This is a genomic window from Streptomyces sp. NPDC104761, from assembly GCF_055583445.1.
On record NZ_JBVJNZ010000008.1, the window covers coordinates 140,452 to 159,741 of the forward strand.

A 19,290-nucleotide genomic window follows, 5' to 3' on the forward strand; every position below is an offset into this window, starting at 1 on the left:
CTCACCCTTCGCTGTCCGCGGCGGCCTGTTCCACCAGGGGGATGATCCGCAGCGGTACGGGGTTCTCCATGACGATCGCCGTGGAGGCGCGGACGATGCCCTCGAAACCGACGACCCGGTCGATCACCCGCTGGAGGTCGGCGTTGGAGCGGGCCACCAGCCGGCACTGCATGTCGCCGGTGCCGGTGGTGGTGTGGAGTTCCAGCACCTCGGGCACGGTCGCCAGGTGCGCCCGCACGTCCGGGCCCTGGCCCTGCCGGATCTGCAGGGTGGCGAACGCGGTGACCGGGTAGCCGAGGGCAGCGGGGTCCACCTGGGGGCCGAACCCCTGGATCACGCCGTTCGACTGGAGCCGGTCCAGGCGCGCCTGCACGGTCCCGCGGGCCACGCCCAGCCTCCGGGACATCTCCAGCACCCCGATGCGCGGCTCCCGGGCCAGCAGCACCAGAATCCGCCCGTCCAGCCGATCGATCGCCATGGCCCGCCTCCGGAATGGTCACCCTGTACAGAAAGTCCGCCGTTACGGCCGTATCGCTGAGCATATTGCCCCGGAGAAACGCCATCTATTGCGCACCTTGCGAGGCGGGTTCACGCTTCGGACATGACGCAGACCACACAGCACACTCCCGCCGCGGCCGCCCGGCAGAATGACCCCTTCCCGGTCAAGGGAATGGACGCCGTCGTCTTCGCCGTGGGCAACGCCAAGCAGGCGGCCCACTACTACTCCACCGCCTTCGGCATGCGGCTGGTCGCGTACTCCGGCCCGGAGACCGGCAGCCGCGAGACCGCGAGCTACGTCCTGGAGAACGGCTCGGCACGGTTCGTCCTCACCTCCGTCATCAGGCCGGACACCGAGTGGGGCCACTTCCTCTCCCGCCACGTGGCCGAGCACGGCGACGGGGTCGTCGACCTCGCCATCGAGGTCCCGGACGCCCGTGCCGCGTACGCCTACGCGGTGGAGCACGGCGCGCGGTCGGTGGCCGAGCCGTACGAACTCAAGGACGAGCACGGCACCGTCGTCCTCGCCGCGATCGCCACGTACGGCGAGACCCGCCACACGCTCGTCGAGCGGACCGGGTACGACGGCCCGTACCTGCCGGGCTTCACCGCCGCGTCCCCGATCGTCGAACCCCCCGCCCGGCGCACCTTCCAGGCCGTCGACCACTGCGTCGGCAACGTCGAACTCGGCCGCATGAACGAATGGGTCGGCTTCTACAACAAGGTCATGGGCTTCACGAACATGAAGGAGTTCGTGGGCGACGACATCGCCACCGAGTACAGCGCGCTGATGTCGAAGGTGGTCGCCGACGGCACCCTCAAGGTCAAGTTCCCGATCAACGAACCGGCGATCGCGAAGAAGAAGTCGCAGATCGACGAGTACCTGGAGTTCTACGGCGGGGCGGGCGTCCAGCACATCGCGCTCAACACCAACGACATCGTCGAGACGGTACGGACCATGCGCGCGGCCGGCGTCGAGTTCCTTGACACCCCCGGCTCGTACTACGACACCCTCGGCGAGTGGGTCGGCGACACCCGCGTCCCGATCGACACCCTGCGCGAACTGAAGATCCTCGCCGACCGCGACGAGGACGGCTACCTCCTGCAGATCTTCACCAAGCCGGTCCAGGACCGCCCGACCGTCTTCTTCGAGATCATCGAGCGCCACGGCTCCATGGGCTTCGGCAAGGGCAACTTCAAGGCCCTCTTCGAGGCAATCGAACGCGAACAGGACCGCCGCGGCAACCTGTGACCCGCCGGTCTACTGCGGCAGTTCCTCGTTCGGGGGCTGGTTGCCGAGGGCCGTGAGGGCGGTGTGGGCCGCCGGGGCCCGGAGGGGGGAGAAGTAGGGGTTGATGCGGAGGGCGTCCTGGAGGTGGCGGCGGGCCGGGGCCTCCAGGTCCAGGTCGCGTTCGATCATGCCCCGGTGGAAGGCGTACAGCGCGCTGCGCACCCCGCCGCCCTTCGTCGAGTCGGTCGCGATCGAGGCGTAGTGCAGCGCCTCCTTGTCGTCGCCGGCCCGGTGCAGGGCCCAACCCAGGGCGTCCGCGACCTCGATGCCGGGCTGCCGCTCCCACTCCGCCGTCAGCCGCTCCACCGCCTCCTGGACGTCCCCGTGGTCCGCCTCGTACTGCCCGATCACCAGGTCGTCGTCGACCCCGGCCGCCAGCTCCCGCCGTACCTGGGTCCGCATCTGCTCGTACTGCGCCTCCGCCTGCTGCCCCATCCCCAGCGACTCGTACAACTCGCCGAACTCCAGGGCCACCTGCGGAGCCGGCCGGTGCGCGAGCGCCCCCTGGTAGGCGGTCAGCGCCTCCTGCGTACGGCCCAGCGCGGCCAGCGCCCGCCCCTGCCCGGCCCGCGCCGCCGACTGGTCGGGGTCCAGGCGCACGGCCGCCGTGAAGTGCCGCAGCGCGTCCTCCCGGTCGCCCCGCTCCCAGGCCAGCTGCCCGGCCTGGCACAGGTACGCGGCCTGCTCGGCCGGCGTCCGGGCGGCCGCCGCCGCGTCGGTCACCTGGGCCACCGCGTCCTCGCGCCAGCCCCGGTCCCGGTACACCGCGGAGGCCCGCGCCATCACCGCCGGCTTCACGTCGGCCCCCACCTTCAGCGCCATCAGCTTGTCCAGCGCGGACCGGGCCGCCTTGTAGTCGCCGAGCCCGTTGTACGCGTCGATCAGCACCGGGTAGGCCGACCACCGCTTCGGCGCCGCCTTCAGCGCCTCCTCGCCGAACCGCCTCGCCTCGGGAAAGTCCCGGCGCGCCACGGCCAGCTCCGCCAGTCCGTTCAGCGCCGCGGTGTTGTTCCCGGCGGCCACCTTGAGGGAGGTCCGCAGCGCGCGCTCGGCCCGCGGATAGTCGCCGGTGTCGGCGGTCCGGCGCGCCCGTTCGACGTACGCGGTCCCGAGCACCGCCCAGGCCGCCCCGTCCTTCGGCCGCGCCCGGACCAGCGCCTCGCGGGCGCCGATCAGCGCGGTCAGGTCGGGCAGCGCGGCGGGCAGGCCGTTCAGGACGGCCGTCTGCGCCGCCGTGGCCGCCGCCGCCCGGGCGGCGGCCTGGGCCCGCGGCCCGGCGGCCGGGGCCGGCGCGGCGCGGTGCGGCTCGCGCGGCCACAGCATCAGGGTGCCGCCGGCCGCCACGCCGCCCACCAGCGCGACGACCAGCAGCCGGCGCAGCACCCGGCCGCGGCGGCGCGGTGGCGCCGGTTCCGGGAGCAGTGAGGTGGCCGGTGGGGACGGTCGGTTATCCAGCGCGCACATGACGGACACTGTGCGTCAGTACGACCACTGCATCCGGGCGGCCCAAGGAGGGCACCTGTGGGGTTCACACCGATGGCCCCGGGTGCGACGCTGTGATCATGAGCCGTATCGAAGCGCCTCGGGACGAGGCAACCAGCAACCTCACCGACCGGCTCCTCGCGGGGCTGCCGGCCGACGCGGTCCTCGTCGACCCCGACGTGACCGCCTCCTACGCCAACGACATGGCGAGCTTCTGCCCGGCCGGCACCCCGGCCGTCGTCGTGCTGCCGCGCACGGTCGAGCAGGTCCAGCACGTCATGCGCGTCGCCACCGAACTGCGCGTCCCGGTCGTCCCGCAGGGCGCCCGCACCGGCCTGTCCGGCGGCGCCAACGCCACCGACGGCTGCATCGCGCTGTCCCTGACCAAAATGGACCGCGTCCTGGAGATCTCGCCGGTGGACCGCATCGCGGTCGTCGAGCCCGGCGTCGTCAACGCCACCTTCTCCCGCGCGGTCGAGGAGCACGGCCTCTGCTACCCGCCGGACCCCTCCAGCTGGGAGATGTGCACGATCGGCGGCAACATCGGCACGGCGTCGGGCGGCCTGTGCTGCGTGAAGTACGGGGTCACCGCCGAGTACGTCCTCGGCCTGGACGTCGTCCTCGCCGACGGCCGCCTGATGTCCACCGGCCGCCGCACCGCGAAGGGCGTCGCGGGGTACGACCTCACCCGCCTCTTCGTGGGCTCCGAGGGCTCGCTCGGCATCGTCGTACGGGCCGTGCTGGCGCTGAAGCCCAAGCCGCCGCAGCAGTTGGTGCTGGCCGCCGAGTTCGGCTCCGCGGCCGCCGCCTGCGAGGCCGTGTGCCGGATCATGGAGGGCGGCCATGTGCCGTCCCTGCTCGAACTGATGGACCGCACGACCGTCAAGGCGGTCAACGAACTCACCCGCATGGGTCTGCCGGAGTCCACCGAGGCGCTGCTGCTCGCCGCGTTCGACACCCCGGACCCGGCCGCCGACCTCGCCGCCGTCGGCAAGCTCTGCGAGGCCGCCGGCGCCACCCAGGTGGTCCCGGCCGACGACGCCGCCGAGTCCGAACTCCTCCTCCAGGCCCGCCGCTCCTCGCTCGTCGCCCTGGAGGCCGTCAAGGGCACGACGATGATCGACGACGTGTGCGTGCCCCGCTCCCGGCTCGGCGACATGATCGAGGGCGTCGAGCGCATCGCTGCGAAGCACCGGCTGACCATCGGGGTCGTCGCCCACGCCGGCGACGGCAACACCCACCCCACCGTCTGCTTCGACGCCCAGGACGACGACGAGTGCCGCCGTGCCCGCGAGTCCTTCGACGAGATCATGGGCCTCGGCCTGGAGCTCGGCGGCACCATCACCGGCGAACACGGCGTCGGCGTCCTGAAGAAGGAGTGGCTGGCCCGGGAGATCGGGCCGGTGGGTGTGGAGATGCAGCGGGCCGTGAAGCAGGTCTTCGACCCGCTGGGCATCCTCAACCCCGGCAAGCTGTTCTGATCCCCTACGACTCCCCTACGGTTCCCGTAGGGCTCCACGGGGCTCCCGTCCGGTGGGGCCCTCACCGGGCGAGCAGCTGGTCGAGCGCCTCGTCGATCCCCAGCTGCCCGCCCTCACTCCCCGGGGGCACCACCCGCAGCGTCCGCTCCAGCCAGGCGGACACCTGGGGGACCGGTGCCTCGAGCAGCGCGTCACCGTCGGGTGAACTCAGCGCCATCAGCACGACGGTGCGGCCCGCCACCTTCGTCGGCCACACCCGCACGTCGCCCTGCCCGCACGGCCGGAACACCCCCTCCACGAGCAGGTCGCGGGCGAAGGTCCAGTTGACGGGCTGCTCGGAGTTGATGTGGAAGCTGACGTGGACGGCGTACGGGTCGTCGGAGCGGTAGCTCAGCCGGGCCGGGACCGGGATGCTCCGCTCCGGGGACAGGATGAGCCGCAACTCCAGTTCGCGCTCCACCACGGTGTGCTGCATGGCGTCGGGTTCCTCTCTCGGTCAGTCGTACGGGCGCCTTCGGGTGGGCCCGTACGAGTGGAGAGGTGCTGGGGGCGCGAGCATTACGCGGGTTCCGGGAAATTTTTCCCCGGCGCGGTGAAGGGGGCGCACAGGGCTGCCCGGAAAGGGGCGGGTCCTGCGGGACTGGCGGTGGCGGGCACCCGGGTCTGATAGATGTGGAGGCTCCCACATCACCCCCGAGCAGATACGGGATGACGGACATGACCGCCCCAACCCCGGCACCCGGTGACGAACGGCCCCGCGAGGGCTACTACCCGGACCCGTCCATCCCCGGCTACGTCCGTTACTGGAACGGCGCCGCGTGGGTGCCGGGCACCAGCCGCCCGGCCCCGTCCGGCGGCGAACCGCTCGTCCCGCCGCCGGGTTCGCGCCCCGCGGGTCCCGCGATCCCGGCGGCGGTCGAGGAGACCGGCCCGCACTTCTTCGACGAGGACCCGCGGCCGGGCGGCGCCCCCGGCTGGACGGCGGAGGGGAGTGCGTGGGGCGGCGACCCCCGCGTGGCGGGTGCCCCGGCCCAGCCGGACGGCCGGTCGTCCCGCACCGACGGCACGGCGTCGATCCCGCCCGCGGACCAGGGGGACCAGGCGGGCCAGGGGGACCTCGACTCCGGTGGCACGTTCATCTTCCGCAGGCCGACGGTCGGCCCGGCGGGGACCCCGCCGGCGGCCCGGCCGCCCATGGACGACGGCACGCTGACCTTCCGGCCGGTCCGGGGCGAGGGCACACCGAACCCCGGAACCGGTGCGGCCGGGTTCGGCGCCCAGGGGCCGGTCGGCGCTCCCGGTGCCGCCGGTCCCGCACGTCCCGGCTTCGGCGCCGGAAAGGCGGCCGCGGCCCGCGCCGCCGCGGCCCAGCCCCCCGCGGCCCAACCGCCCGCCGCCGCCCAACCGCCCGCCGCCCAGCCCCCGGCAGCCGCCGCGGCCCCCCAGGCCGTCGCCCCCGCAGTCCCTCCGCAGCAGTCCGCCGCCCCCATGGCCTCCGGTGCCGGCGGCGGGCAGTCCTCCTGGGCCCAGCAGGTGCACCAGCTCGCCGGTGACCAGCAGGTCGCCCCCTGGAAGCCGCCGGTGGAGGACCCCTTCCAGGCGGCCGCCCGGCGGCAGGCGGCGGCCCGTCCGGCCGGTCTCGGCAAGCGGTTCGCGGCCCGGCTCGTCGACAGTCTGGTCGTCGGCGCGGTGACGGCGGCCGCCGCCGTACCGTTCGGGACCAAGGCCGCCGACCACGTGCAGGACAAGATCGACGCGGCCAAGCTGTCCGGCCGCACCGAGACCGTCTGGCTGCTGGACGGCACGACCGGGCTGTACCTCGGCATCGTGCTCGCGGTCCTGCTCGTCGCCGGCGTCCTCTACGAGGTGCTGCCCACCGCCCGATGGGGCCGTACCCTCGGCAAGAAGCTGTTGGGCCTGGACGTACGGGACATCGAGGGCCACGAACCCCCCACCTTCGGCGCCGCCCTGCGCCGCTGGCTGGTGTACACCGTGCCCGGACTGCTCGGCATCGGGATCGTCGGCGTTGCCTGGTGCCTGTTCGACCGCCCCTGGCACCAGTGCTGGCACGACAAGGCGGCGCACACCTTCGTCGCCGGCTGAGCGCTGGGGCTGATGGCGCCGGGGATGGGCGCCGTCGTTCGTCTGCGGCGCCGTCGTGGCTGGTCGCGCAGTTCCTCGCGCCCCTTACGGGGCGCTGCCCCCTTCGGGGTATCCGTCCCCCGTACGGCCGCTCGCCGGGTGCGGGTCCGGCCGCTTCACGGTGCACTCGGGCCATGAGCACCGAACCGCCCCCGCCCCCGGGCTCAGGAGAGCCGCCGGAGAACGATCCGTTCAGGAAGCAGCCCCCGCCGCCCTCCAACGGCGGCGGCCCCTACGACACGGGCGGCGGCGGTCCCTACGGAGGCGGCGGTCCCTACGGAGGTGGCGGTTCCGGTGGTTACCCCGCCGACCCCCTCGCCGGGATGCCGCCCCTCGCCGACAGCGGCAGGCGCACCCTCGCGCGGATCATCGACATGATCCTGGTGGGCATCGTGGTCGTGCTGCTCACCCTGGCGCTCCGGGTGAGCGAGTACCAGATGGACGGCGACCGGATCTCGGCCGGCCGGTCCTTCGCCCAGTCGCTCGTCGCCGCCGTCCTCTTCGTCGCCTACGACACCCTGCTGATCGCCAAGTGGGGGCAGACCCTCGGCAAGAAGTGGCTCGGTATGCGGGTCGCCAACCTGTCCGACGGCGCCACGCCCTCCACCCAGACCTCGCTGCTGCGGGCCCTGGTGCTGTGGGTGCCGTTCGCCTTCTGCTGCGCCTGCATCTGGACGGTGATCTGCGGCGGCTGGAGTTTCTTCGACAAGCCGTACAAACAGGGGCTGCACGACAAGGCGGCGAAGACGGTCGTGGTCAGTACGGGCTCGTAGCGGGCCGGTACAGGGGGGCGCACAAGCAGTCGGCGGGTCCGTCAGTGTCACGGACCCGCCGACTTCACTGGTGTGCGTGCGTCAGGGTGCGGTGGGCTCCCGGACGGGCTCGGCCGTGGCGGCGGCCACGGTCTCCCGGTGCAGGGGGACCCGCACCTCGGGCGGTGCGATCGGGGCGGACGGGGACTGTGCGACCGTGCGCGGCCGGGGGAGCGGGACCGTCATGGCCACCAGCAGTCCCAGACCGAGCGCGGCGAGCGCGATGACCGCGATCCCGATGCCCGAACTCGTCTGTGACAGCAGCAGCATGGCGAGCGTCGAGCAGATCACGGCGGCCGAACCGTAGACGAGCTGTGCCGGGGTCGGACGAGGCATGGCAATCGTGTCCTCGGAAGTTTTGGGGGTGAGACGGGGGAACCGGCCTTGGTTTCCACCGGCTTCCGGGCGTTCCACCGTTCGACTCTATTCGCGTGCATGCCCGAGAGGAACGTCCGGTAAGCGTGACCTAACCCACGGTACTGGTGCACAGGGGGCGCACGGTCGCATGGCATACGGCAACCAGAGGCATATGCGCGCCGGTTGGGCGGGACCCTTCGGGGGTACTGCGGGCCCCGGCGTCCGTAAAGCGAACTTCTTCTCCGCATAGTGCAGTTGAACAGCCCGAGTCAAGGTCTGTCTTTTCTCGTAAACCAGTAGTCAAATGTGGTCACTTGAATCGACGCGTTGAACGTGCGCGCACGGACCCCCAACCATCACCCGGTCCTCCTTGCCGTGCGCGCGGCGCGGGGGAGGAACTCAAGTGACCAGCAGACCCTGGACGTTCAGAGCACTCGCCGTCGGCGTGACGCTCGCGACCGCCTCCGTAGGCTTCACCACCTTCGCGGTCGCGCAGTCCGCGGCCACGGCGGCGACCGCCGGTACCGTCGACCGGCACGACCCGTCGACGAAGCAGGAGGAGCACGACCTCGACGGCCCCCTGAGCAAGACCCAGGAGGCCCAGCGCCAAGAGGCCCTCGACCAGGTCATATCCGGCAAGGCCCAGGTCAAGGACCGCGACGGTTCGAAGGTCGTCCAGCTCAAGGGCAAGAAGGGCGACAGCAAGTACGTCGAGCTCGGCCGCGAGAAGACGGACAAGATCTTCACGATCCTGGTCGAGTTCGGCGACCAGACGGACCCGCGGTACGGCGGCACGGCCGGCCCGCTGCACAACCAGATAGCCGCGCCCGACCGGACCAAGGACAACTCCACGGCCTGGCAGGCGGACTACAACCAGCAGCACTTCCAGGACCTCTACTTCGGCACCGGCAAGAACACCGAGTCGCTGAAGAAGTACTACGAGAAGCAGTCCTCGGGCCGCTACTCGGTCGACGGCGAGGTCACCGACTGGGTCAAGGTCCCCTACAACGAGGCCCGTTACGGCAACAACGCCTGCGGCTCCACCACCTGCTCCAGCGTCTGGAACCTGGTCAAGGACGGCGTGAACGCCTGGGTCGCCGACCAGGAGGCGGCCGGCGTGTCCGCCGCCGCCATCAAGGCCGACCTCGCGCAGTACGACCAGTGGGACCGCTACGACTACGACGGCGACGGCAACTTCAACGAGCCCGACGGCTACATCGACCACTTCCAGATCGTGCACGCCGGCGAGGACGAGTCCGCGGGCGGCGGCGCCCAGGGCACCGACGCGATCTGGGCGCACCGCTGGTACGCCTTCGGCACCGACGCCGGCGCCACCGGCCCGGACAACAACAAGCTGGGCGGCACCCAGGTCGGCGACACCGGCATCTGGGTCGGCGACTACACCATGCAGCCGGAGAACGGCGGCCTCGGCGTCTACGCCCACGAGTACGGTCACGACCTCGGCCTGCCGGACGAGTACGACACCAACGGCGGCGAGAACTCCACCGGTTTCTGGACCCTGATGTCCTCCGGCTCCTGGCTGGGCACCGGCAAGGAGGCCATCGGCGACCTGCCCGGCGACATGAACGCCTGGGACAAGCTCCAGCTGGGCTGGCTGAACTACGACGTGGCCAAGGCCGGCACGAAGTCCAGCCACAAGCTGGGCGTCGCCGAGTACAACACGAAGGACAAGCAGGCCACGGTGGTCACCCTGCCCGACAAGGCGGTCACCACCACCGTCGTGTCTCCCGCCCAGGGCTCGACCCAGTGGTGGAGCGGCAGCGGCGACAACCTCAAGAACACGCTGACCCGCGACGTCGACCTGACCGGCAAGTCGTCCGCGACGCTGAACCTCGACGGCTGGTACGACATCGAGTCGGGCTACGACTACCTCTACACCGAGGTCTCCACCGACGGCGCCAACTGGACCGCCCTGGACGGCACGGTGAACGGAGCGGCCATCCCGCGTGACGGCAGCGACAAGCCGGCGCTCACCGGTTCGGTCGACGCCTACACCAAGCTGTCGTACCCGCTGGACGCCTACGCGGGCCAGAAGATCCAGCTCCGCTTCCGCTACCAGACCGACGGCGGGGTCGCCCTCAAGGGCTTCGCGGCCGACGAGATCACGCTCACCGCGGACGGTTCGACGGTCTTCTCCGACAACGCGGAGTCCGCGGACGCGGCTTGGACCGCCTCCGGCTTCTCCCGCATCGGCGCGTCCTTCACCAAGGACTACGCGCAGTACTACATCGCGGAGAACCGCCAGTACGTGTCGTACGACACGACCCTCAAGACCGGCCCGTACAACTTCGGCTTCTCGACGACCCGTCCGGACTGGGTGGAGCACTACCCGTACCAGAACGGCCTGTTGATCTGGAAGTGGGACACCTCCGAGGCGGACAACAACACCAGCGTCCACCCCGGCACCGGTCTGATCCTCCCGATCGACTCGCACCCGACGGCGCTGAAGTGGTCCGACGGCACGCTGATGCGCAACCGCATCCAGGCCTACGACTCGCCGTTCAGCCTCTACGCCACGGACGGCATCACCCTCCACAAGGCGGACGTGGCGACGAAGATCAGGCAGTCCTCCGGGGTGTCGGTCTTCAACGACCACAAGAGCGACTACTACGACGCCTCGAACCCGGCCGGCGGCGTCAAGATCACTGACACCAACACGAAGATCAACATCGTGACGGAGGCCAAGGACGGCTCGACGATCTCCCTCCAGGTCGGCCCCGCGGTGAAGTAATCCGCATCGTTGCAGGTCAGACGCGTATCGGCGGCGACCCCTTGGCGGGTCGCCGCCGCTCGTGCTTAGGTGCGTCCTGTGGCTTTCTTATTGACACCGACGCACACGGGGGTGTGACCGCATGGCCGCAGGAGGGTTCTGCAAGCTGCCGAACGGCAGGGTGATCGTGGCGCTGAACCTGCCCAGCCCGACCACCGCGGACGGCTCGTCCGCCGTCCGTGTACTGGTCCACGCCCAGAACCGCGCCCGGGCCCTGACGAGGCTCCGCAACCTCGGCATGCGAGCGGTCTACCTGCGGGGCAACGCCGCCCCACCCACCCCCGACGAGATCACCGCCGTCCTCCACCACCCCGACGGCCTCATATGGCGAACGGCCCCTGACAACGGTGTCACCCCCCTCGAACTCTGGAGACCCATCAGATCCCTCCTCCGAAGACCCACAGCAGCCTGACCCCCACATCCAGAGGACCCCGACCAGAGCAGCCCACCCAGGGGCGCGGGGAACTGCGCGATCAGCCCCCACCGGCCCGCGGGTACCCACCGGCCGGTCCGGCACCGCCGGTTTCCGCCGTCGTGGCGGATCGCCGTCGCGGCGGGAAGGAAGGGCGGCCAGGGTCTGACGGAGCAGCTGCCCCAAAGGGTGCGGAGCTGCGCACCGAGGCGCGCGGAGCTCTTCGGTGCCGGGCAGGGCAGCTCACCCAGGGGCGCGGGGAACTGCGCGATCAGCCCCCACCGGCCCGCGGGTGTCCACCGGGCGGTCCGGTGCCGAGGGATTCCCGGGGTCTCAGACCACCGGCTTGCCTGTCAGGTCTACGCCGGCCCTGCGGAGGTCTTCCAGGGCTCGTTCCGTCGTCGCCTCGGCCACGCCTGCCGTGAGGTCGAGGAGGACCTGGGTGCGGAAGCCCTCTTTCGCGGCGTCGAGGGCGGTAGCCCGCACACAGTGGTCGGTGGCGATGCCGACCACGTCCACCTCGTCGATCTTGCGGGCCCGCAGCCACTCCGCCAGCGTGACCCCGTTCTCGTCGACGCCCTCGAAGCCGCTGTAGGCCGCGGAGTACGCCCCCTTGCTGAACACGGCGTCCACCGCGCCGGAGGCGACCGCAGGGGCGAAGTTCGGATGGAAGCCCACACCCTCCGTGCCGGCGACACAGTGCGCCGGCCAGCTGTGCACGTAGTCCGGGTTGTCGGCGAAGTGGCCACCCGGCGCGATGTGGTGGTCGCGGGTCGCCACCACGTGGCGGTAGCCGGCCGGCGCCTGCCCGATCAGCTCGGTGATCGCGGCGGCCACATCGGCGCCCCCTGCCACCGCGAGGCTTCCCCCCTCGCAGAAGTCGTTCTGCACATCGACGACGATCAAGGCGCGGCGCATGGTAGGTGTCCTTCGCTTTCGTAGCGGGTCCGTCGACGGGGGAGACGCGGATGCAAGGGGTGCGGGCCCGGCCTGAACCTCCGAGCGTAGAGACTTACGGGGGCGTAGGGGAGGGGGCCTTGCGGGGCGCGTACGCGGGCACCCGCTCTAGCTACCCGAGCGCCCCTGCACGTACTCCGTCGGAATGACCGGTTCCCCGCGCGAGAGCTGGGTCGCGGACAGCGGCAGGTTCGCGCGGGCCGCCGCGTGCCGGGCGCGGGGCGCGTCCAGCGGTTCGCGGGCGACGACCTCGCCGGACTTCACCAGTTCGACCAGGAGCTGCCGGTCGACCAGGTCGGCCGGGACCTCGCCGGTGCCGACCACCTCGGCCTCCGCCACCCCGTCGGCGTCCAGCCGCCGCGCCGCCCACTTGCGGCCGCCGACGGACGTCTTGCCGCCGGTCGACTTCTTGGCGACCGGCACCAGCGGAGCCTGCGGGTCCGCGGACTCGGCGCGGGCGACCAGCTTGTAGACCATGGAGCAGGTGGGGTGCCCGGAACCGGTGACCAGCTGGGTGCCGACCCCGTACGCGTCCACGGGCGCGGCGGCGAGCGAGGCGATGGCGTACTCGTCGAGGTCGGAGGTCACGGTGATCTTCGTCCGCGTCGCGCCCAGCTCGTCCAGTTGCCGGCGCACCTGGTGGGCGACCAGCAGCAGGTCGCCGGAGTCGATGCGGACGGCGCCCAGCTCGGGCCCGGCCACCTCAACGGCCGTACGGACCGCCTCGGCGACGTCGTAGGTGTCGACCAGCAGGGTGGTGCCCCGGCCCAGCGAGTCCACCTGGGCGCGGAAGGCGTCCCGCTCCTGGTCGTGCAGCAGGGTGAAGGCGTGGGCGCTCGTCCCCACCGTGGGAATGCCGTAGCGGAAGCCGGCGGCCAGGTCGGAGGTGGTGGCGAAGCCGCCGACGTAGGCGGCGCGGGCGGCGGCGACGGCGGCCAGCTCGTGGGTGCGGCGGGCGCCCATCTCGATCAGCGGGCGGTTCCCGGCGGCCGAGGACATCCGGGAGGCGGCGGCCGCGATCGCGGAGTCGTGGTTGAGGATGGAGAGGATCACGGTCTCGAGCAGCACGCACTCTGCGAAGGAGCCCTCCACCCGCATGATCGGCGAGCCGGGGAAGTAGACCTCGCCCTCGGGGTAGCCCCAGATGTCGCCGCTGAACCGGTAGCCGGCGAGCCATTCCAGGGTCGGCCCGTCGACGATGGTGCGCTCCGCCAGGAAGTCGAGGACGTCCGTGTCGAAGCGGAAGTTCTCGACAGCGTCCAGGACGCGCCCGGTACCCGCCACGACGCCGTAGCGGCGCCCCTCGGGCAGCCGCCGGGTGAAGACCTCGAAGACGCTGCGCCGCTCGGCCGTACCGGCCTTCAGGGCGGCCTGCAGCATCGTCAGCTCGTACTGGTCCGTGAAGAGCGCCGTCGACGGGACGTCCACCGGCAGCCCAAGGTCCGCAGTGTTCATGGCGACAGATGCTACACCCCTTCGCGTCAGTGTGACGATTTGTGGGGCCCGTGGCAGCATGGGCCTTGTGACGTCACCCGCTCCCGTAGAGATCGAACGCACCGAGTCGGCGGAGGAGACCTTCGCCGTCCCCGAGCCCGACGTCCCGTGGATCACGCTCGTGCACAACGATCCCGTCAACCTCATGAGCTACGTGACGTATGTCTTCCAGACGTACTTCGGCTATCCCAAGGACAAGGCCACCAAGCTCATGCTGGACGTCCATCACAAGGGCCGGGCGGTCGTCTCCAGCGGCACCCGCGAGGAGATGGAACGCGACGTGCAGGCGATGCACGGCTACGGCCTGTGGGCCACCCTCCAGCAGGACCGGAAGTAACCCCCACCCGACCGGCCCCGATCAGCTCCGGAAGCAGCGAATCCCCTCCATGCCAGGAATCTTCGAACCGCTCCCCGGCGGCGGCGCGGCCGTCGCCCTCGACGACGTCGAGATCTCCATCATCCGGTCGCTGGCCGTCCAGCTCCTGGAGCTCATCGGCCCCGGCCCCGCCGAGGACGCCCCCGACGACCCGCTCGCCGAGCTGTTCGCCGAGGGTCCGACCGAGGCGCCCGCCGACCCCGTGCTGCGCCGGCTCTTCCCGGACGCCTACAGCGACCCCGAGCGGCTCCCGCAGTCCCCGGAGGAGGCCGAGGAGCGGCAGGCGCACTCCGCCGAGTTCCGCCGCTACACCGAGAACGACCTCAGGGCCGGCAAGCGGGAGAGCGCCCTCGCGGTGATCCGCTCCCTCGACTCCCTCGCCCCGGGGGAGAAGGGCGAGGCGATGCTCAAGCTGGCGCCCGAGGAGTCCAGGCAGTGGCTCGGCGCCCTCAACGACCTGCGCCTCGCGATCGGCTGCCGCCTCGACATCGCCGACGAGGACGACACCGATCTCCTCTACCGGCTGCCGGACGAGGACCCGCGCAAGCCGATGGTGATGGCGTACCTGTGGCTCGGCGGCCTCCAGGAGACCCTGGTCGCGACCCTTATGCCGTAGTCCGTCCCGATTGCGTGCCGGCTTCGCGTTCGCTCAGAGGACGCTCAAATCCGGATAACGATCGCGTCACCGTTGCGGCCTGTTATGGCGGTTTCGGTTGTGTTTTGTCCGCTTCTTCCAGTGGTGTGCGCCACAATTCCTTTCGGCGGAACCCGGTGATCAGTGTTGCGGCCGTGATAAATCTTCACGACCGCCCGGCGAACACCACCCACGTGTACGTCCGGGTGCGCCACCGAACCGGCACCACCGGTCAGGCACCGCTCCAGCAATCCGGGGGGATCGAAACCCGATCCGAGGCCGACGAGAGGCCCGGGTCGGCATGGAGAAAGGCGCACAGCACACATGACCTCCGCTCAGGTCGACAGGTCGGGGAATTCCGCGAAGTCCGCGCATTCCGCCGAAGGCTCCGAAGAGGGGTACGAGCGCGGGCTCGGCAGCCGCCAGGTCCAGATGATCGCCATCGGCGGCGCCATCGGCGTCGGGCTCTTCCTGGGCGCCGGGGCGAACATCGCCAAGGCCGGCCCCAGCCTCATCCTCATGTACGCCCTCGCGGGCGGCATCATCTTCTTCATCATGCGGGCCCTCGGCGAACTCCTGCTCTACCGCCCGGTCTCCGGCTCCTTCGCCGAGTACTCACGGGAGTTCCTCGGCCCGTTCTTCGGCTACTTCACCGGCTGGACGTACTGGCTGATGTGGGTCGTGACGGGCATGGCGGAGCTCACCGCCGCCGCGATCTACGTGAACTACTGGTTCCCGCAGGTCCCGCAGTGGGTGACCGCCCTGGTCTTCCTGGTGGTCCTCTTCGGGGTCAACCTGATCTCCGTGAAGGTCTTCGGGGAGCTGGAGTTCTGGTTCTCCATGGTCAAGGTCACCGCCCTGATCGGCATGATCGTGATCGGCCTCGGCGTCCTCACCTTCGGCTTCAGCTCCGCCGGTGACACCGCGTCGGTCGCGAACCTCTACCAGTTCGACGGCTTCTTCCCCAAGGGCGTCGGCTCCTCCCTGATGACCCTTCAGGGCGTCATGTTCGCCTACCTCGCGGTCGAGCTGGTCGGCGTCACCGCCGGCGAGTCGGAGAACCCGGAGAAGACCCTCCCCAAGGCGATCAACACCCTCCCCTGGCGCATCGCCCTCTTCTACGTCGGCGCGCTCACCGTCATCCTCTGCGTCGTGAAGTGGACGGAGTTCGCCCCCGGCGTCTCCCCCTTCGTCGCGGCCTTCGCGAAGATCGGCATCCCCGCCGGCGCCGGCATCGTCAACTTCGTCGTCCTCACCGCGGCCCTCTCCTCCTGCAACTCCGGCATGTACTCCACGGGCCGCATGCTGCGGAACCTGGCCGACAGCGGCGAGGCCCCGGCCGTTTTCCGCAAGCTGTCCGCGTCGAAGACCCCGGCGTTCGGCATCACCGTCTCGGTCCTCTTCATGGGCATCGGCGTGGTCCTCAACTACGTCGTCCCGGAGAAGGCGTTCGGCTACGTCACCTCCGTCGCCACCGCGGCCGGCATCTGGACCTGGCTGATGATCCTGATCAGCCACGTCCTCTACCGCCGCGCGGTCGACGCGGGCCGCCTGCCGGCCTCCGCCTTCCCGGCCCCGGGCGGCGCGAAGTGCAGCTGGGTCGCCATCGCCTTCCTCCTCTTCGTCACCTGCCTGATCGCGTACGACGCCGACTCCCGCGTCTGCCTGTACGTGATGGCCGGCTGGGCCGCCGCGCTCGGCGCCGGCTGGCTGGTGCTGAAGAACCGCAACCCCGAGGTCGCCGAGCGCCGCGAGCCGGCACCGCTGGAGAAAGTGAACTGACCACCCTCCGGGACGCCCGCCGCGGGGAGCACTCGTGGCGCCCCCTGCGGCAGCCGCTCAGGGCGTCCGGCATCCGGGCCGTCCCGTACCAGCCTTCGGTACGGGACGGCCCCTTGCTTATCCTGGCGACCATGCTGACCATCACCCAGGCCCTCGTCGACCAGATCGTCGCCCACGCGCGCAAGGACCACCCCGACGAGGCGTGCGGCGTCGTCGCCGGGCCGGCCGGCTCCGACCGCCCCGAACGCTTCATCCCCATGCTGAACGCGGCGATGTCCCCCACGTTCTACGAGTTCGACTCCGGCGACCTCCTGAAGCTCTACCGGGAGATGGACGACCGCGACGAGGAGCCGGTGGTCGTCTACCACTCCCACACGGCGACGGAGGCGTACCCCTCCCGCACCGACATCAGCTACGCCAACGAGCCCGGCGCCCACTACGTCCTCGTCTCCACCGCCGACACCGACGGCCTCGGCGACTTCCAGTTCCGCTCCTACCGCATCATCGAGGGCGAGGTCACAGAGGAAGAGGTAAGGATCGTCGAGTCCTACTGACCCCCACCGACCCGCCACCGCCCCCTCCTCCACGGCCCACCAGCCCTTGCGCCACCAAAATCTCTTCCCGCCGCAACGGCGATCGGCCACGACGGCGGATCCCGGCGGCGCCGGACCGGCCGGTGGGGGCTGGTCGCGCAGTTCCCCGCGCCCCTGGGTGGGCTGCCCGGCCCGGCACCGATCCGTGCTCTCTTCTTCGCCGTTCACCAGTTCTTTCTTCGCCTTCTCCGCCGCTCACCAAATCCCTTCTCCGCCGCGACGACGACCGGTCACAGGCGGTGTCGGAGCGGCCAGTGGGTGCCTGCGGGCCGGTGGGGGCTGGTCGCGCAGTTCCTCGCGCCCCTGGGTGGGCTGCCTGGACCGGTGTCGGTCTGTGCCCTTTTCTTCGCTGTTCACCAGTTCTTTCGTCGCCTTCTTTCCGCCGCTCCCCAAATTCCTTCTCCGCCGCAGCGGCGATCCGCCGCGACGGCGGATTCCGGCGGCGCCGGACCGGTCGGTGGGCATCCGCGGGCCGGTGGGGGCTGGTCGCGCAGTTCCTCGCGCCCCTGGGTGGGCTGCCTGGACCGGTGTCGGTCTGTGCGGCCCTTGGGGGCGGGCGTCTTGCGGGTCGGATGGAAAGTGTCCGGGATGTGGAATCACACTCCGGAACCGGGGGCGGGAATCGATACGATGACCGCATGGTTCTGAACGACGTGAGCGACAAGGCGCCGGGCGTGCTGCTCGTGGCGCGGCTGCACGTCGACCTGTGCAGGCTGAACAGCGCCATCTGTTGACGTTCCCTGCCGCCGTACGGCCGTGAGCCGCGGCGTGCCGCTGCGCGCCCACCCACCCAGACTTTCCGACAGGAGCCCTGAGCCATGGCCATCGAGGTCCGCATCCCGACCATCCTCCGCCAGTACACCGACGGTCAGAAGGCGGTGGAGGGCAGCGGTGAGACCCTCACCGAGCTGTTCGCCGACCTCGAGACCCGGCACGCGGGCATCCAGGCCCGCATCGTCGACGACGGCAAGCTGCGCCGCTTCGTGAACGTGTACCTGAACGACGAGGACGTCCGTTTCGTCGACGGCATCAACACCAAGCTCACCGACGGCGACACCGTGACGATCCTGCCGGCGGTCGCCGGTGGCATGGCCTGAGATCGGCATGCGCTACGACTCCCCGTTGGCCGCGGTCGGCAACACCCCCCTGGTGTGCCTGCCGCGGCTCTCGCCGTCCCCCGAGGTCCGGATCTGGGCCAAGCTGGAGGACCGCAACCCGACCGGCTCGGTCAAGGACCGCCCCGCCCTGCACATGATCGAGCAGGCGGAGAAGGACGGCCGGCTCACCCCGGGCTGCACCATCCTGGAGCCGACGTCCGGGAACACCGGCATCTCGCTGGCGATGGCCGCCAAGCTCAAGGGTTACCGCATGGTCTGCGTGATGCCCGAGAACACCTCGCAGGAGCGGCGCGACCTGCTGGGCATGTGGGGCGCGGAGATCATCTCGAGCCCGGCCGCGGGCGGCTCCAACACCGCCGTGCGGGTGGCGAAGGAACTGTCCGCCGAGCACCCCGACTGGGTGATGCTCTACCAGTACGGCAACCCGGACAACGCCGGTGCGCACTACGCGACCACCGGTCCGGAGATCCTCGCCGACCTGCCCTCCGTGACCCACTTCGTCGCGGGGCTCGGGACCACCGGCACGCTGATGGGCGTCGGCCGGTACCTGCGCGAGCACAGGCCCGACGTGAAGATCGTCGCCGCCGAACCGCGGTACGACGACCTCGTCTACGGGCTCCGGAACCTCGACGAGGGCTTCGTGCCCGAGTTGTACGACGCCTCCGTGCTCACCACGCGGTACTCCGTCGGCTCCGCGGACGCGGTGACCCGGACCCGGGACCTCCTCCAGCAGGAGGGCATCTTCGCGGGCATCTCCACCGGCGCAGCACTGCACGCCGCGATCGGCGTCGGGAAGAAGGCCGTACAGGCCGGGGAGAGCGCGGACATCGTGTTCGTCGTCGCCGACGGCGGCTGGAAGTACCTGTCGACCGGCGTGTACACCGCCGCCACGACCGAGGAAGCCATCGAGACCCTCCAGGGTCAGCTCTGGGCATAGCGCTCATCATGCACGCGCCAACCCCCCTCTATGAGGGGGCTAAGCGCTGCCTATGGCGGAGCAAAGATCTTCGCCGGGGGGAACCGGTCTCCGGCGAACCCGGCTAGGTTCCTCACCGTCCTGTCATGCCACG

At 70.9% G+C, this 19,290-nt stretch carries 19 protein-coding genes; 13 read left to right on the top strand and 6 right to left on the bottom strand.

What is annotated here, in order from left to right:
* Position 1 precedes the first annotated feature (1 nt).
* Positions 2–478 (bottom strand): Lrp/AsnC family transcriptional regulator, encoded by a 477-nt coding sequence (locus ACZ63F_RS22535; RefSeq protein WP_457726590.1) that lies wholly within the window; start codon positions 476–478, stop codon positions 2–4.
* A gap of 123 nt (positions 479–601) precedes the next feature.
* On the opposite strand from ACZ63F_RS22535, the gene hppD reads away from it, so the two are divergent.
* The gene (gene hppD / locus ACZ63F_RS22540; RefSeq protein ID WP_352366894.1) at positions 602–1,750 is read left to right on the top strand and encodes a 4-hydroxyphenylpyruvate dioxygenase; all 1,149 of its coding nucleotides are present in this window, start codon (positions 602–604) and stop codon (positions 1,748–1,750) included.
* Between the two features lie 9 nt (positions 1,751–1,759).
* On the opposite strand, the gene ACZ63F_RS22545 is transcribed toward hppD, so the two are convergent.
* Entirely contained in the window at positions 1,760–3,253 is a 1,494-nt protein-coding gene (locus ACZ63F_RS22545) for a tetratricopeptide repeat protein (RefSeq protein WP_469713228.1), read from the bottom strand.
* A gap of 92 nt (positions 3,254–3,345) precedes the next feature.
* On the opposite strand from ACZ63F_RS22545, the gene ACZ63F_RS22550 reads away from it, so the two are divergent.
* Positions 3,346–4,752, top strand: coding sequence for an FAD-binding oxidoreductase (locus tag ACZ63F_RS22550; protein ID WP_469713230.1), 1,407 nt, complete (start codon positions 3,346–3,348; stop codon positions 4,750–4,752).
* Positions 4,753–4,813: 61 nt separating this feature from the next.
* Here ACZ63F_RS22550 and ACZ63F_RS22555 read toward each other — a convergent pair whose 3' ends face one another.
* Positions 4,814–5,227, bottom strand: a complete 414-nt coding sequence (locus ACZ63F_RS22555; protein ID WP_469713231.1) for an SsgA family sporulation/cell division regulator — start codon at positions 5,225–5,227, stop codon at positions 4,814–4,816.
* Between the two features lie 242 nt (positions 5,228–5,469).
* Between ACZ63F_RS22555 and ACZ63F_RS22560 the strand changes: the two genes are divergently transcribed.
* Together ACZ63F_RS22560 and ACZ63F_RS22565 are read left to right on the top strand one after the other, a co-directional pair.
* Positions 5,470–6,855 (top strand): RDD family protein, encoded by a 1,386-nt coding sequence (locus ACZ63F_RS22560; protein ID WP_469713232.1) that lies wholly within the window; start codon positions 5,470–5,472, stop codon positions 6,853–6,855.
* Between the two features lie 173 nt (positions 6,856–7,028).
* Positions 7,029–7,667, top strand: a complete 639-nt coding sequence (locus ACZ63F_RS22565; protein WP_469713233.1) for an RDD family protein — start codon at positions 7,029–7,031, stop codon at positions 7,665–7,667.
* 81 nt (positions 7,668–7,748) lie between these two features.
* Here the strand turns inward: ACZ63F_RS22565 and ACZ63F_RS22570 are convergent, their stop codons facing one another.
* Positions 7,749–8,042: a hypothetical protein gene (locus tag ACZ63F_RS22570; RefSeq protein WP_351958194.1), complete on the bottom strand. Its 294-nt coding sequence runs from the start codon at positions 8,040–8,042 to the stop codon at positions 7,749–7,751.
* 424 nt (positions 8,043–8,466) lie between these two features.
* On the opposite strand from ACZ63F_RS22570, the gene ACZ63F_RS22575 reads away from it, so the two are divergent.
* Together ACZ63F_RS22575 and ACZ63F_RS22580 are read left to right on the top strand one after the other, a co-directional pair.
* On the top strand, positions 8,467–10,815 hold the full coding sequence (locus tag ACZ63F_RS22575) for an immune inhibitor A domain-containing protein (RefSeq protein ID WP_469713234.1): 2,349 nt from the start codon (positions 8,467–8,469) through the stop codon (positions 10,813–10,815).
* Positions 10,816–10,936: 121 nt separating this feature from the next.
* Complete coding sequence (locus ACZ63F_RS22580) at positions 10,937–11,266, top strand: hypothetical protein (RefSeq protein ID WP_352361682.1); 330 nt, start codon at positions 10,937–10,939, stop codon at positions 11,264–11,266.
* 333 nt (positions 11,267–11,599) lie between these two features.
* Here the strand turns inward: ACZ63F_RS22580 and ACZ63F_RS22585 are convergent, their stop codons facing one another.
* On the bottom strand, positions 11,600–12,184 hold the full coding sequence (locus tag ACZ63F_RS22585) for an isochorismatase family protein (protein ID WP_469713236.1): 585 nt from the start codon (positions 12,182–12,184) through the stop codon (positions 11,600–11,602).
* A gap of 147 nt (positions 12,185–12,331) precedes the next feature.
* The gene (locus ACZ63F_RS22590; RefSeq protein ID WP_469713238.1) at positions 12,332–13,678 is read right to left on the bottom strand and encodes a nicotinate phosphoribosyltransferase; all 1,347 of its coding nucleotides are present in this window, start codon (positions 13,676–13,678) and stop codon (positions 12,332–12,334) included.
* A 58-nt stretch (positions 13,679–13,736) separates the two neighbouring features.
* Between ACZ63F_RS22590 and clpS the strand changes: the two genes are divergently transcribed.
* From clpS to ACZ63F_RS22625, 7 genes are all read left to right on the top strand, one after another.
* The gene (gene clpS / locus ACZ63F_RS22595; RefSeq protein WP_351958189.1) at positions 13,737–14,054 is read left to right on the top strand and encodes an ATP-dependent Clp protease adapter ClpS; all 318 of its coding nucleotides are present in this window, start codon (positions 13,737–13,739) and stop codon (positions 14,052–14,054) included.
* Between the two features lie 49 nt (positions 14,055–14,103).
* Positions 14,104–14,709 carry a DUF2017 domain-containing protein gene (locus ACZ63F_RS22600; protein ID WP_469713240.1) on the top strand — a complete coding sequence of 202 codons (606 nt, stop codon included), beginning with the start codon at positions 14,104–14,106 and terminating at the stop codon, positions 14,707–14,709.
* A gap of 342 nt (positions 14,710–15,051) precedes the next feature.
* Entirely contained in the window at positions 15,052–16,509 is a 1,458-nt protein-coding gene (locus ACZ63F_RS22605; protein ID WP_469713241.1) for an amino acid permease, read from the top strand.
* 131 nt (positions 16,510–16,640) lie between these two features.
* On the top strand, positions 16,641–17,063 hold the full coding sequence (locus ACZ63F_RS22610) for a M67 family metallopeptidase (RefSeq protein ID WP_382722267.1): 423 nt from the start codon (positions 16,641–16,643) through the stop codon (positions 17,061–17,063).
* Positions 17,064–17,740: 677 nt separating this feature from the next.
* Positions 17,741–17,836 (top strand): putative leader peptide, encoded by a 96-nt coding sequence (locus ACZ63F_RS22615; protein WP_352361672.1) that lies wholly within the window; start codon positions 17,741–17,743, stop codon positions 17,834–17,836.
* 84 nt (positions 17,837–17,920) lie between these two features.
* The gene (locus ACZ63F_RS22620; RefSeq protein ID WP_351958184.1) at positions 17,921–18,199 is read left to right on the top strand and encodes a MoaD/ThiS family protein; all 279 of its coding nucleotides are present in this window, start codon (positions 17,921–17,923) and stop codon (positions 18,197–18,199) included.
* Between the two features lie 7 nt (positions 18,200–18,206).
* A complete protein-coding gene (locus tag ACZ63F_RS22625; protein WP_469713242.1) occupies positions 18,207–19,157 on the top strand; it encodes a PLP-dependent cysteine synthase family protein in 951 nt (316 codons plus the stop codon).
* The last annotated feature ends 133 nt before the right edge of the window (positions 19,158–19,290 follow it).

Coding starts and splice junctions, on each gene's coding strand:
- ACZ63F_RS22535 (WP_457726590.1), bottom strand. CDS start 478: ATGGCGATCGATCGGCTGGACGGGCGGATTCTGGTGCTGCTGGCCCGG.
- hppD (WP_352366894.1), top strand. CDS start 602: ATGACGCAGACCACACAGCACACTCCCGCCGCGGCCGCCCGGCAGAAT.
- ACZ63F_RS22545 (WP_469713228.1), bottom strand. CDS start 3,253: ATGTGCGCGCTGGATAACCGACCGTCCCCACCGGCCACCTCACTGCTC.
- ACZ63F_RS22555 (WP_469713231.1), bottom strand. CDS start 5,227: ATGCAGCACACCGTGGTGGAGCGCGAACTGGAGTTGCGGCTCATCCTG.
- ACZ63F_RS22560 (WP_469713232.1), top strand. CDS start 5,470: ATGACCGCCCCAACCCCGGCACCCGGTGACGAACGGCCCCGCGAGGGC.
- ACZ63F_RS22565 (WP_469713233.1), top strand. CDS start 7,029: ATGAGCACCGAACCGCCCCCGCCCCCGGGCTCAGGAGAGCCGCCGGAG.
- ACZ63F_RS22570 (WP_351958194.1), bottom strand. CDS start 8,042: ATGCCTCGTCCGACCCCGGCACAGCTCGTCTACGGTTCGGCCGCCGTG.
- ACZ63F_RS22580 (WP_352361682.1), top strand. CDS start 10,937: ATGGCCGCAGGAGGGTTCTGCAAGCTGCCGAACGGCAGGGTGATCGTG.
- ACZ63F_RS22585 (WP_469713236.1), bottom strand. CDS start 12,184: ATGCGCCGCGCCTTGATCGTCGTCGATGTGCAGAACGACTTCTGCGAG.
- ACZ63F_RS22590 (WP_469713238.1), bottom strand. CDS start 13,678: ATGAACACTGCGGACCTTGGGCTGCCGGTGGACGTCCCGTCGACGGCG.
- clpS (WP_351958189.1), top strand. CDS start 13,737: ATGGGCCTTGTGACGTCACCCGCTCCCGTAGAGATCGAACGCACCGAG.
- ACZ63F_RS22600 (WP_469713240.1), top strand. CDS start 14,104: ATGCCAGGAATCTTCGAACCGCTCCCCGGCGGCGGCGCGGCCGTCGCC.
- ACZ63F_RS22605 (WP_469713241.1), top strand. CDS start 15,052: ATGACCTCCGCTCAGGTCGACAGGTCGGGGAATTCCGCGAAGTCCGCG.
- ACZ63F_RS22610 (WP_382722267.1), top strand. CDS start 16,641: ATGCTGACCATCACCCAGGCCCTCGTCGACCAGATCGTCGCCCACGCG.
- ACZ63F_RS22615 (WP_352361672.1), top strand. CDS start 17,741: ATGGTTCTGAACGACGTGAGCGACAAGGCGCCGGGCGTGCTGCTCGTG.
- ACZ63F_RS22620 (WP_351958184.1), top strand. CDS start 17,921: ATGGCCATCGAGGTCCGCATCCCGACCATCCTCCGCCAGTACACCGAC.
- ACZ63F_RS22625 (WP_469713242.1), top strand. CDS start 18,207: ATGCGCTACGACTCCCCGTTGGCCGCGGTCGGCAACACCCCCCTGGTG.